Origin of the sequence: uncultured Thiocystis sp., from assembly GCF_903866365.1 — a bacterium.
In the GTDB taxonomy this organism is placed as follows: Bacteria; Pseudomonadota; Gammaproteobacteria; order Chromatiales; family Chromatiaceae; genus Chromatium.
In genome coordinates, this window is sequence record NZ_CAIPNF010000113.1 from 1 (window position 1) to 12,502 (window position 12,502).

Annotated in this window: 11 protein-coding genes and 1 pseudogene; 5 read left to right on the forward strand and 7 right to left on the reverse strand. The window is 55.7% G+C overall.

The genetic code is table 11. From position 1 onward, the window contains the following. Positions 1–214: 214 nt before the first annotated feature. Positions 215–883: a GMP/IMP nucleotidase gene (yrfG, locus tag QZY07_RS06945; RefSeq protein WP_295401015.1), complete on the reverse strand. Its 669-nt coding sequence runs from the start codon at positions 881–883 to the stop codon at positions 215–217. Positions 884–907: 24 nt separating this feature from the next. Between yrfG and nudE the strand changes: the two genes are divergently transcribed. Continuing rightward, positions 908–1,447 (forward strand): ADP compounds hydrolase NudE, encoded by a 540-nt coding sequence (gene nudE, locus QZY07_RS06950; protein WP_295401018.1) that lies wholly within the window; start codon positions 908–910, stop codon positions 1,445–1,447. 3 nt (positions 1,448–1,450) lie between these two features. On the opposite strand, the gene arsB is transcribed toward nudE, so the two are convergent. The 5 genes and pseudogenes from arsB to QZY07_RS06975 form a co-directional block, all read right to left on the reverse strand. Beyond that, on the reverse strand, positions 1,451–2,557 hold the full coding sequence (gene arsB, locus QZY07_RS06955; RefSeq protein ID WP_295401020.1) for an ACR3 family arsenite efflux transporter: 1,107 nt from the start codon (positions 2,555–2,557) through the stop codon (positions 1,451–1,453). A 1-nt stretch (position 2,558) separates the two neighbouring features. Beyond that, positions 2,559–2,996, reverse strand: a complete 438-nt coding sequence (locus QZY07_RS06960; protein WP_295401022.1) for an arsenate reductase ArsC — start codon at positions 2,994–2,996, stop codon at positions 2,559–2,561. 87 nt (positions 2,997–3,083) lie between these two features. Further along, positions 3,084–3,326 (reverse strand): thioredoxin family protein, encoded by a 243-nt coding sequence (locus QZY07_RS06965; RefSeq protein WP_295401024.1) that lies wholly within the window; start codon positions 3,324–3,326, stop codon positions 3,084–3,086. A 12-nt stretch (positions 3,327–3,338) separates the two neighbouring features. After that, positions 3,339–4,304, reverse strand: a complete 966-nt coding sequence (locus QZY07_RS06970; RefSeq protein WP_363183855.1) for a permease — start codon at positions 4,302–4,304, stop codon at positions 3,339–3,341. A gap of 19 nt (positions 4,305–4,323) precedes the next feature. Continuing rightward, positions 4,324–5,537: pseudogene (locus tag QZY07_RS06975) on the reverse strand (IS3 family transposase). Positions 5,538–5,575: 38 nt separating this feature from the next. Here QZY07_RS06975 and QZY07_RS06980 point away from each other — a divergent pair. The 4 genes from QZY07_RS06980 (at position 5,576) to QZY07_RS06990 (ending at position 12,027) form a co-directional block, all read left to right on the forward strand. Then, a complete protein-coding gene (locus QZY07_RS06980; RefSeq protein WP_295401026.1) occupies positions 5,576–9,559 on the forward strand; it encodes a glycosyltransferase in 3,984 nt (1,327 codons plus the stop codon). After that, positions 9,556–10,557 carry a hypothetical protein gene (locus tag QZY07_RS06985; protein ID WP_295401029.1) on the forward strand — a complete coding sequence of 334 codons (1,002 nt, stop codon included), beginning with the start codon at positions 9,556–9,558 and terminating at the stop codon, positions 10,555–10,557. Before QZY07_RS06980 ends, QZY07_RS06985 begins: the two co-directional genes overlap by 4 nt. 373 nt (positions 10,558–10,930) lie before the next feature. Then, complete coding sequence (locus QZY07_RS27335; protein WP_363183857.1) at positions 10,931–11,011, forward strand: hypothetical protein; 81 nt, start codon at positions 10,931–10,933, stop codon at positions 11,009–11,011. A gap of 107 nt (positions 11,012–11,118) precedes the next feature. Next, positions 11,119–12,027 carry an IS630 family transposase gene (locus QZY07_RS06990; protein WP_295401031.1) on the forward strand — a complete coding sequence of 303 codons (909 nt, stop codon included), beginning with the start codon at positions 11,119–11,121 and terminating at the stop codon, positions 12,025–12,027. Positions 12,028–12,272: 245 nt separating this feature from the next. Here the strand turns inward: QZY07_RS06990 and QZY07_RS06995 are convergent. After that, the coding region (locus QZY07_RS06995) for a hypothetical protein (protein ID WP_295401033.1) at positions 12,273–12,502 on the reverse strand (230 nt) is incomplete at its 5' end.

The window sequence follows — 12,502 nt, forward strand, 5'->3', positions numbered from 1 at the left end:
GGGTATCCATCTGAGTGCGGTAGCGCCGATGAGTTGGATCTCGACACACCATCCAAAGGACGCTTCGAGTGCCAAGATCACAATATCTGGTATCCACCGCACTGAGCTGGACACCCCCCTATTCGTGTTTGACCAGAGAGCGTTCCTCGCCGGCGAGATAGTCATCAATGCCAGCTTGTTAAGCCGGACTCCAGCAGTCGGAGTCTCCGGCCTTTTAATCCGGTAGAGGCATCGAGGTCAGCAACTCCGAAAAATCGCCAATGGCCATAAACTCGCTGACCGAGCGACGCGGACCCTTCGAGTCCGGTTTCACTACCGCGATCAGCCAGCGAAAACCGAATGACTTTGCGGCCCGCAAAACGCTCAGGTTGTCATCGACGAACAGCGTGCGCTCCGGATCGAAAGGTTCGATGGCCTGGAGCTTCGACCAGAAGTCTGGCGTCTCTTTCGCACGCCCCAGAGCGTGCGCGGACAGGATGCGCTCGAAATGGCCGCCGAGCCGGGTGCGTTCCAGCTTGAGACCGAGCGACTTCTGATGCGCGTTGGTGACCAGTACGCGCCGCTTGCCGAGCACCGCGAGCGACTCCAGAAAATCCACCACATGCGGATGCACGGCGATCAGATGCTCGACCTCCTGCTTGAGCAGGACGATATCCAGCCCCAGTTCGCGGCTCCAGTGATCGATGCAATACCAGTTCAGGGTGCCCTCGATGTCGCGATAGCGGTTCAGCAGTTCCGCCTTGGCCGCCTCGACGGATAACCCGCGTGCCTCGGCATAACGGCGCGGCACATGCTCCAGCCAGAAATGGTTGTCGAAATGCAGGTCGAGCAGGGTGCCGTCCATGTCCAGAAAGACGCTGTCGATCCGGTTCCAATCGATCATATTCTTGACCTCGGGATGTCGCGCATGCCTCCAAAACCCACCATTCTTGACCGCCGTCTGGTCGCCGAGAGCCGTCTGTTCCGGGTCGAACAGATCGACCTGGAATTCGCCAACGGCAGCCGCCGGACCTACGAACGCATCCCCGGCGGCGCCGATTCGGTGATGATTGTACCCGTGCTCGATGACGACACGCTGCTGCTGATCCGCGAATATGGCGCCGGCACCGACCGCTATGAACTGGGTTTTCCCAAGGGCGTGGTCGAGTCGGGCGAGGAGCCCATCGCCGCCGCCAACCGCGAGATTCAGGAGGAAATCGGTTATGCCGCCCGCGAGCTGCGCATCATCGACCGCGTGTCGTTGGTGCCCGGCTATATTCAGCACCACAGCCTGATTGTGCTGGCCCAGGGGCTCTATCCGCAACGTCTGCCGGGCGACGAACCCGAGCCGATCGAGGTCGTGCCCTGGCGCCTGAACGACCTGGACGCACTGCTGGCCCGCGACGATTTCGACGAGGCGCGCTCCATCGCCGCGCTGTTTCTGGCCATGCGTGCCCTGAAGCGCTAAAGCTCAACCGGCGGGTCCGCGATCTGTCGCCGATTCGACGCCCGGTCCAGCCTCGTACCAACCCCGGGTGGCGTTGACGACCCGGACCACCAGCAGCATCGCCGGCACCTCGATCAGCACGCCCACGACGGTCGCCAGCGCGGCACCGGACGCGAAGCCGAACAGCGAGATGGCCGCCGCGACCGCCAGCTCGAAAAAGTTGGAGGCCCCGATCAGCGCCGAGGGACAGGCCACGCTGTGTTTCTCGCCGACTTGCCGATTCAGCCAATAGGCCAGGGCCGAGTTGAAAAAGACCTGGATCAGGATGGGCACGGCCAGCAGCAGGATGATCAACGGCTGTTCGAGCATGGCTCTACCCTGAAAGGCGAACAGCAGAACCAGGGTCGCGAGCAGGGCCAGGATGGAGGCATGGCCAAGGGTATCCAGGGTCGCGTCGAAGCGTTCCTGCCCCGATTTGAGGAGAGACCAGCGCCAGGCTTGCGCGAGGATGACCGGGATGACGAGATAGAGGACGACCGACGTCAGCAGCGTGTCCCAGGGTACGACGATGGCGGAAATCCCGAGCAGCAGCCCGACGATCGGCGCGAAGGCGACGATCATGATGGCGTCGTTGAGCGCCACTTGCGACAGGGTGAAGTAAGGATCGCCCCCGGTCAGTCGGCTCCAGACGAACACCATGGCCGTGCAGGGCGCGGCGGCGAGCAGGATCAGCCCGGCGACATAGCTGTCGAGTTGCTCCGCCGGCAACCAGGGCGCGAAGAGACCGCGAATGAAGAGCCAGGCCAGCAGCGCCATCGAGAACGGCTTGACACCCCAGTTGACGAAGAGCGTGACGCCGATCCCCTTCCAGTGCTCGCGCACCTGATGCAGGGCGCCGAAGTCGATTTTCATCAGCATCGGGACGATCATCGCCCAGATCAGCAGACCCACCGGGAGGTTGACCCGCGCCACTTCGAGCCGGCCCAGGAATTGGAAGGGGGCGGGAAAAAGCTGACCAAGCCCGATGCCGGCGACGATACAGAGCGCCACCCAGAGGGTCAGCCAACGCTCGAAGAGGTTCATCGGCGCGCCAGATGCGCGTTTGGCGGTGGTTTCGCATTGTGCCGACATGTCAATTCTCCTTGGCGGTCAGGTCAAGCCGCAGCGCCTGGTCGACGGCGGGCACCAGACGGGTGCGAATGTCGTCGCGCACCTGGATGAAGGATTCCAGCGGCTCGCCATGCGGATCATGAAAGGAGATGTGGATCCGTGGCACGGGACGCGGAAAGACGGGACAGCTTTCCCTGGCGTTGTCACACACGGTCACGACCAGATCGAAAGATTCATCGACCAGGGTGTCGACATCCTTGGGATGCAGCGCATCGGTCGGCAGCCCGGCCAGCGTCAGCGCCTCGATGGCACCCTCGGCGACCTTGGACTGAGGGTGGGTACCGGCGGAGCGTGCGTACACCCGGCCCGCCAGATCGTGATTGAGGATGACCTCGGCCATCTGCGAGCGACAGGAGTTACCGGTGCAGAGAATGAGCACCGTCTTGGGTTGAATGGACATTAAGAATCCTTGGTGCGATTGCGCGTGCGGTTGATTGGGATGCTTTGCGGGGTGGTGCGGCGATCTTGCCGGCACGAGCCAGCGCGCTCAGGTCGCCTGACCGAACCAGCCTTCCACCTTCTTGCGATCCGGCACACCGCCGGCGTGGACGATCTGGCCGTCGATCACCACGCCAGGAGTCGCCATGATCCGGTAGCTCATGATGTCCTCGATCCGATCCACCTTTTCCAGTGCGATCTCGACGCCTCTGACGCGGGCGACCTCCGCGACCAGGTTCAGCGTGGTCTGACAGTTGCGGCAGCCGGTGCCGAGGATCTTGACGTTTTTCATGCAATTGCTCCGTTACAGAACGAGGTTGAATACATAGCCGACCAGCAGGATGCCCGTCGCGACCACACCGATGAAAGTGGCGATGAGCGGCCATTTGAGCACCTTGCGCAGGATCAGCATCTCCGGGGCCGAGAGCGCGATGACGCTCATCATGAAGGCCAGCGTCGTGCCGAGCGCCGCGCCCTTGCCGATCAGCGCCTCGACAATCGGGACGATGCCGGCGGCATTGGTGTACATCGGCACGCCCAGCACCACCGCCGCCGGGACCGCCCACCAGACGTCCCGGCCCATGAAGGCGGCCATGAAATCCTCCGGCACATAACCATGGATGGCCGCGCCCAGCCCAATGCCGATCAGGACATAGGGCCACACCCGACCGACGATCTCCCGCACATGGCGTCGTCCGGTCGCCAGGCGCTCCGGCCAGGTCGCCACCGGTCCGCTCGCGGCGGTTGCCTCGCCCAGATGGATGGCGCGCACCCAGTCTTCGAGATAGCGCTCCATCTTCAGCTTGCCGATGATCGCGCCGGCGGCGATGGCGACTGCCAGCCCCAGGCCCAGATAGAGCGCGGCCACTTTCCAGCCGAACAGGCCGAGCAGCAGGGCCAGGGCCACCTCGTTGACCATGGGCGCGGCGATCAGAAAGGAGAAGGTCACCCCCAGCGGCACCCCGGCGGAGACAAAGCCGATGAACAGCGGCACCGCCGAGCAGGAACAGAAGGGCGTGACAATGCCCAGGCTGGCCGCCATGGCATTGCCTAGCCCCAGGCGGCGACCGGCCAGTAACGCGCGGGTGCGCTCCGGGGCAAAAAAGGTCTGGATGACCCCCATCAGGAAGACGATGCCAATCAGCAGCAACAGCACCTTGGGCGTTTCGTAGAAGAAAAAATGCAGCGCCTCGCCGAGCGCGGTCGCGCGACTCAGGCGCGTAACCGCGAGTAAAGTGGACCCCCTGTCCAGGACAGTTTTAGCCCGAATTTAAGTTGTGCTGCCGACCTCAATCGCAGCCGTTTGGCGCTGCCCCAGCGTGGTCTCGCCGAAGCGATCCACGATTTTGGCTCCCCCGCCTTCCCCCGCCTTCCCCCGAGCGGTAGACCGCCTCCGGCGTCAGGTACCCCAGAGATTGGTGAGGGCGTTCGCCATTGTAGAAGGCGAAAGACTCGGTCAGTCCCAGGAGCAACTCGGGCAAGCTGGTGTCGCCTTTGAGGTCGATCTCTTCGTCCTTGACGCGGCGCCACAGTCGCTCCACGAAAATGTTGTCCAATGCCCGACCGCGTCCATCCATGCTGATGGCGATCCCTTCACGTAGGAGCACCCCCGTGAACGCCGCGCGGGTGAACGGTGCCCCCGGTCGGTATTGAAGATCTCGGGCCGGCCGTGGGTACGGAGCGCCTCTTCCAGACCGTCCACGCAGAATCCCGCCTCCAGGGTGTTGGACAAACGCCAGGCGAGCACGCGGCGCGCGTACCCGTCGACGATGGCCACCAGGTCGGCGAAGCCATGTGCCAAGCGCACGGACGTGATATCGGTGCTCCACACCTGGTTCGGGCGCGTGACGTCGACCCCGCGTCGCAAATCGGGATCAACCTGGTGCTCAGGGTGGGTTTGCTCGTGGCCGGTCCCGGCGCCATGCCCGCGAGACCCATGATCCCTATCAGTCGCTGCACCCGCTTGCGATTCACCACCTGGCCTTGCGTCTTCAGAAAGACCACCAGGCGCCGACTGCCGTCGAACGGGTGACGGGTGTACTCCGCGTCAATCAACCTCAAAAGCATCCGGTCCAACGCGCTGACGACCTCCTCCGTTGAGCGGGTATAGACCCCGGAGCGCGCGACCCCGGCCAAGGCACATTGCCGGATCACCGCGACCTCGCCCTCACGCTCGATCCATCCGCGACGGACATTCACAGACTCAGCCCGGACTTTTTTTTTAACCAGTCCAGTTCCATCTTGAGGCGCCCGATCTCGCTGTCGAGGCGTTCCGGCGCGCCCTGATCGTCCGCCGGCTTGCGCCCGCGTTTGGTCTTGAACAGCGTGCCGGCTTGGTCTAAAATCTCCTTCTTGCATTGCCCGACTTGCACCGGGTGCACACCATGCTCCTGGCAATCTCGTTGACCGTTTTCACCCCTCGGATCGCTTCCAATCCGACCTTGGCCTTGAACGCCGCCGCGTAGGGCTGCCGATCACACCCCCTCTCATTTTCTGCCCTCATGATTTTTCAGGCAGTTAGCAGGCTGGAAAGCTGCCAAAATGGCCAAAGTCGAGAACGTGAATCGCCTTAAGGAAAACACGGAACGCCATATGTTAGAAACTCAGCTCCCCCGTTGTGAAGAAATCGCTATTGAGTCGCTCGGAGAATGGACTGGATCCGCGACGGATGACGCCGAAACAATGGCAGGTTATCGGCAGCTCGGTGACCAAGGCGAGGCGCATCTGAACGACTACCTCAACGACGCTATCCTGCTGCGCGAGTCAGGACAAGCCGAGGCTTCATTGCGTCTGCTCGACCAGGCCCGGCAGCGTTTTGGCTCCTCAGTCTGGATCGAGGATAACTGCGCCCGCGCGCAGCTCGCGCTGAACGATCCGGCGCTTGCGGCTGTTTACTGGGAGCAGGCATTTGAATTGGCTGAACGGGACGAGGAGCGCGCCTTTGTGATATCAGAGCTGCAACAGCTCTATCCCCAACTCAGCGACAGCATCCGCGAGCAGATCACGTCTTTCAAAACCAGCCTCAACTGGCCAGACCTTATTCAGGTGCTTCGCGTCGCTCTGGATAACCAGCCGCACAATCTCTATCTCCATCTCGAATTAGCCATCGCTTATCGCGAACAAGGTCACTTCGATGCGGCCCTGCAGATCCTGGACGCCGCCGAGATGTCTGGTCTGGAAAGCCTCTGGATCATTGATAATCGCGTGCGCCTGCTGTTCAACAAAGAACTCTACAGCCGTGCGGTCCAGGAAGCTCAAAGACTGATGGCTCATGTCGATTACCAGGCTCATCGCGAACAGCTCGATCCGCTCATCGCTCAGTGCGTGCAACGGCTGAAGCAGGAACGCAGAAAACCCGATAGCTTGCTCGCGTACATTGATCTGATCGACGATAGCGGTCTGTTCGATGAGCGTTACTACATCAAACAACTTTCAACGGGCTTGTTAAACTACGCTAACGCCATTGTACACTTTTTGCGGCAAGGCTGGCGCGATGACCGTCGACCCAATCCATTCTTCGAGCCTCAGTGGTACCACCAAACCCACGGATTACCTGAAGACGTCAACCCACTCATTCACTATATCTGCATCGGCATCAATGCCAGACTGAGTCCAGGAAGACAGTTTTACGCAGAAGACTATTGGCAGCGCCAAGGTGAGGCTATGAGTGTTGCCGGTATTGGTGATCCCCTGCGGCATTACTTAACACTGCACAAGGCCGATCAACCTGCTTTGGAAAGCGTCCCCATAAGCTACCAGCAATCGCTGACTAGCCTACTCGATCAAGCTGATCGAGGCCAGGAGACGCATCTACTGGACACGGCCTACATCGGTCAGCAGATCGCACAACTCGACCTCGACGATAGTCAACATCGGCTGCTGCGGCACTTTCCATTGCACTTCTTCCTTCGCTATGGCGAAGACTACGCGCTCTCACCCAACCCACTGTTTGACTTGGCTTATATCGCCAAACGGTTCGACTGCCCATTGGCGCACGCCTATCGGCGCTTCATGGCGGCTTTGGAGCTGGATCCGCGTTGCTCTCCACATCCACTCTTCGATGCTGACTACTATCAGTTACAACTCGATTTCAGAGGGATCGAGGTCAAGCAGCCACTCGTGTCCCACTACCTGCGGGAGGGGTGGCTTATCGGGCTTGACCCCCATCCATTGTTCGATAGCGAGTACTACCGCAATCATCTCCAAATCAGTCATTTCACAGTTTGCCCGTTACAGCATTATCTGCTAAATACCCATCGCTTCAGCGGCGATGCATCGCCCTTCGTCGATGACAAATTCTATAACCATAAACGCACAGAAGTGGGTCGCGAAAAATGCGGCGACACCCCCTTACATGATCTGGTCTTGCAAACGCAATGGGTTGACTTCCATCCTGATATCTCGCCGCAGTCAATTGGACAACTCATTGAAACAGTCGGCCTGACTGAAATTGAGCTGCGCGACCGCCGCATTGTCGCGACTGATTTTGTCGCCCTGGTTCGTGAGTTGCGCACCTGGGCCTATCGTCAACCGACCGCCTCAATGGACGAACTATCGACGGAGCGGCCAGAGTTGAGCGTCATCGTCCTCAACTACAACAAGCTGGTGCATAGCATCCTGTCGAGTTTTTGCGCCCACCGCGCGCTTCAGGCGATACCGCATGAACTGATCGTCGTTGACAATGGCAGCGATTTCTTTCTCTATAAAAACCTCGCCCGTTATCTCAATCCCCTTCCGGATTGCCGAGTGTTGCGGCTAGAGCGTAACCGCTTCTTTGGCGAGGGCAACAATATCGCGCTTGATCAGGCTAAGGGACGCTATGTCGCATTCCTGAACAACGATGCCTATGTCAGCGGCGATACCTTTGTCAAAATGCGTGCGGTCTTCGACCATCAGCATGATGTCGCCGCTGTTGGCCCGATCCTCGTGCTGCCCAATTACAGCTTGCAGGAAGTCGGCGGTAAAGTGAGTGGCTGTGGCCAGTTCATTCAGATCGGCAAGCATACAAAGATAGGCCCTGGCCTGATCCAGTCACTGGCACACATGCCTCACTTCGCCGACTACTGCTCGGCTGCCTGCTGCATGATCGATCATCGAGTACTCAAGCAGGTCGGCGGCTTCGACTATCTCTACGAGCCCTTCTACTACGAGGATACCGATCTCTTTTCGCGCATTCGCTGTGCGGGTTATCAACTCTACATTGAACATGGAACCCATGCCGTCCATTTCGAGAACACTTCCACGCGCAACTTCATGGGCGAGGGGTGGCATAAACTCATCGACACCAACCGCAATAAATTCTTTAAACGTTGGTTTGGGAAGTTAGAACAGGGAGCAGATCTTGGTGAGGCGACCCCGCGACTGTCGCTGTACATCACGCCGCCACTGGCACGCGTTAACCGTCCGCAGGCATTCCTCTATAGCCCCTTCCCTCTGGGGCCAGGCGGTGGCGAAAAATATCTGCTGACTCTGGCGGCAGTGGTCGCTGAACGCTATCAAACCACGCTGGTGTTTCCCGAGCTGAACAGTATCCACCGGCTCAAGATGGTGGCCGAAGATCTAAATGTTTCGGCGGACGGTCTCTCCATCCTCTCCTGGAACGAGGCGCTGCGTCGACCCAAACCCGACCTCTGGATCGTGATGGGCAACGAGATCGTACCGTCGGTACCCGCGATTGGCCAACATAACCTCTACCACTGCCAGTTCCCCTTTCCGCTCGACTTCATGGTGCGTCCGGATGCTTTACAGTCGCTAGAGGGCTACAGCGCCTTTATCGTCAACTCACGTTTCACTCGCGATGAGGTCGCGCGCCAGTTGCTGCTCTACGGTCTACCCGCGCTCCCCATTCATGTGATCTCACCGCCCTGCTGGGACGGTGATCTCGAAGCCCGTCTGCGCGCGATCCAGGTGAAACCAACATGGCGGCGGGCTCGGGGCCTGTCACTACTGAACGTCGGACGCTTTTTCCGTCACGGGCATAACAAACGCCAGGATATCGTACTGGACGTCGTGGAGCGTCTGCGGGCGGCGAGGCGGGCGCAGGGTTGGGATATTGATGCCACGCTGCTCGGCGGTGTCTCCAAGAGTGAGGAAGACTATTATAACGGACTCGTTTTACGGGCTAAGTCGCTCGATGTGCGCTTGGCCTCCAATGTCGAATTTAGCGAAATTGAGGCAGCCTACCAGGAAGCAGATTGTTATCTGCATGCTGCCGGATTTGGTCGGCCCGAAGGGTTTTCGCCACATGAGTTAGAGCATTTCGGCATCACCGTGGTTGAGGCCATGGTGAGGGGTGTGATTCCGCTGGTCTACAAGGCGGGTGGACCCTATGAGATCGTGCGTGACGTGGGAGTGGGCGAGTTATATGAGAGCGTCGATGGGGCGGTTGAGGCGATCTGGCAATTGGTTGATCAGCCTGAGGGCAAGATTGCGGAGATGCGCGAGGCGATGGTGAGGGGGTGTTTAGGGTATTCGATACAAGTCTTTCGGCAGAAGATAGAGCGGATTGTCGAGTTAGCGGTATGAAAACCTTGTATATCCATATTGGATACCATAAGACAGCGACGACCAGCATCCAATCCTTCCTGGCAAACAACAGGAAAAATTTGCTGGAAAGCGGATATTTATATCCAAGAACAGGGGCCATTGATTCTGCACATCATTTGCTGGCGATTGCCATCAATCAAAATCCCGCGTTTCTATCCATGCTCAAAAAAAAGCCGATAGAATATTGGGCTGATTTGAAAAAAGAAGCTGTTTCTTCTGGCGCTGAAACTGTTGTGTTAAGTTCAGAAGAGTTTTCAGTGATCAAGGATGCTGGCAAGCTTCAGCATTTACATGAATTGGTAAAAGATGATTTTGATGTAAAAATTGTTGTATATTTGCGTCGAATTGACGAATATGCTGAATCAATTTATAAACAGCTCGTCAAATTTTATGGTAGCCGGCATCAGCAGCCATTCGACATCAATGCTGACTATGTCGTCAATCGAATCGACTGTTATCAAGCATTGATGCGGTGGGCTAACATTTTTGGAAAAGAGAACATCAAAGTTCGAGTTTTTGAGAAAGGGCAAATTATCAATAATCCAGTTTACGATTTTCTTGATACTGTTGATTATTCTGGGCACCTCTTAAATACTGAAAAAACTAATATCAAGCAAAATTTTTCGATCTCGACAAAGTACACTGATTTACTCAGATTGGTGAATGCTAACACCGATTTGTCTAAAATTATTCATGAAAAACTCGTTGACTTTTTCGTTGCTATGTCGGGCGAAGAAACTGACGATTACAGCTTTTTGTCACAACAACATAAAGAAGATTTGATCGCAAAGTCAACGCCTTTTGATCGAAAGATAGCCACGGAGTTTTTAGGCAAGGAGGATGGAATTCTTTATCTTGCGCAACCGGCCAGCACACCTCAGTACCAAGGGATATTCGGAACCGACTTCGATAACTACAATGTTTTATCAACTATCCAAAAAATTTTTCGAGATAAATCAACCACTGTTAAGACTTGATTAGCAAAGGGCAATTCCAGAAAGACACAAAGTTCCAAAATAGCCGGGTTTCGGGGTTTTGTACGGCATGTGGAAAACAGTCAATTTTCGAATTCAGAAAGAACTTAAGTGATGAATTAAAAATTAGCTATACGTTGTCACTTATTGTTATTTCATATGTCAAAGAGAATCGATGGAACCATCGTGGATCACGTAGTGTCTAAATCATCAGGGGGATCACGAATATTTGCCAATCAATCCAATTGGAGGTCGCGATGAATAACGATTGGATGACTGATGCACGAAAAGTCCCTGACGACGTGATGACCTATATTCGCCGGATAGCCGTGCATGCCGTATTGACGAGCGTCATAACCCTGAAATTGTCGCGAGCGTGCTCAATATTAGCCGTAGCGATCTCTATCGCTGGCTCGATTGGTATCGACGCGATGGCGAGGCGTTGGTGCATAAATAACGCGCGCAGAGCCATGAAAATAAAGAGAATTATTCATTAGATATCGCTTATATACGAGAAAATAGCCGCTTTTTCCCCCAGAATTGCAAAGCAACCAATTGATTAGTATGCGCTTTATTTATGCACCAACGCCCGATGGCGACCAAGCCCTTGATACCCGCAAAGCGCCGGGCGCTGCTCCAGTCATTACTCCGAAGCTTGAACAATGGTTGAAACGCACGATCTTGCACTCCACCCCAAGCGACTATGGATATGATACCGAGCTCTGGACCTTGAACATCCTCGCCGATCTCTTGCATGCGCGATTTGGCATCCGCGTTTATGAATCGACGATCTGGAATCATTTGCATCGCCTTCGCTTGAGTTGCCAAGTTCCGCAAGATCGCGCTTTGGCTTATAACGAGGCTGAGACAAAGCGCTATGTCACTGAAAAATGGCCAGTTATTCGGCGCGTCGCGGAAAAGATGCACGCTGACATCTTCTTCGAGGACGAAGCCGGTGTGGGCATCATGACTCGTTCGGGACGCACGTGGGGCGAGGTCAACTCGACTCCAATCGTTCGGGCCAGTGATCGGCGGGATGGCTATAATGTGCTATCCGCCATCACCGCGAATCCGCCAAAACTGTATTACGCAATTGAGGAAACATCCGTCTCAAGCGATCAGTATATCGATTTTTTAAAGAAAATCCTGATGGTTCATCCTCGTCCCATTGTTCTAGTCGTCGATCACGCAACCTTTCATCGTTCGAAAAAAATCCGTGCTTTCGTGCGCGCTCATCGTGATCGAATTCGGGTCTTCTTTTTGCCCAAGCATGCACCTGAATATAATCCTGATGAGCAGGTCTGGAATGAAATCAAGTACAGGAATCTGGAGCGTGAGCCAATTATCAACAAAGCCGATCTTAAAAGCCGCCTCGTGTCAAATTTAATGCAGCTTAAACTCGACACCCAACGCCTGCTCTCTTTTTTCTATCTTCCGAGCACGAAATATGTATTAGATCCTATTCCAGGCTAATCGGCAATGTCCTCTTATCAAATGAAAAATCTATAAATTGTCATTTGCTCGACAAATTTGTAAAGCGATTTTTGTCAGCAACGAGTTTCTATACAGTCTCTAAAACACAACTTAAGACCGGACATGAAAAAAGTAACATATAACGCTTTAACGATGGTTCGCGGAGAAGATGACATAACTTGGTCATCAATGTATTATCATTGTTTATTGGGCTTTGACCGATTAATTGTAATTAGTCACGTCCATCATTTTTTTTTGAGAAGCTGCGTCGATAAACTTAGATCTATTTTTACAAACATAGAAATTGATTTTATCGAGATAGAGGATGAGAATAATTTTTCTAAAAGAAAAGCAACGTATGTAAATAATGCGTTTTCTGTATTTTGGCCTTGATCATCGATTGGTCCAAGACCGAGTACCTGGGTAGGCGATTGATGCCGATGAAGGCGTGGCAGGAGCGACGGGGAGGCGTACC

Bases quoted from the DNA above. Each gene is read 5' to 3' on its own strand.
- arsB (WP_295401020.1), bottom strand. From the start codon at position 2,557: ATGTCGGCACAATGCGAAACCACCGCCAAACGCGCATCTGGCGCGCCG.
- QZY07_RS06960 (WP_295401022.1), bottom strand. From the start codon at position 2,996: ATGTCCATTCAACCCAAGACGGTGCTCATTCTCTGCACCGGTAACTCC.
- QZY07_RS06980 (WP_295401026.1), top strand. From the start codon at position 5,576: ATGGCCAAAGTCGAGAACGTGAATCGCCTTAAGGAAAACACGGAACGC.
- QZY07_RS06965 (WP_295401024.1), bottom strand. From the start codon at position 3,326: ATGAAAAACGTCAAGATCCTCGGCACCGGCTGCCGCAACTGTCAGACC.
- nudE (WP_295401018.1), top strand. From the start codon at position 908: ATGCCTCCAAAACCCACCATTCTTGACCGCCGTCTGGTCGCCGAGAGC.
- yrfG (WP_295401015.1), bottom strand. From the start codon at position 883: ATGATCGATTGGAACCGGATCGACAGCGTCTTTCTGGACATGGACGGC.
- QZY07_RS06990 (WP_295401031.1), top strand. From the start codon at position 11,119: ATGCGCTTTATTTATGCACCAACGCCCGATGGCGACCAAGCCCTTGAT.
- QZY07_RS06985 (WP_295401029.1), top strand. From the start codon at position 9,556: ATGAAAACCTTGTATATCCATATTGGATACCATAAGACAGCGACGACC.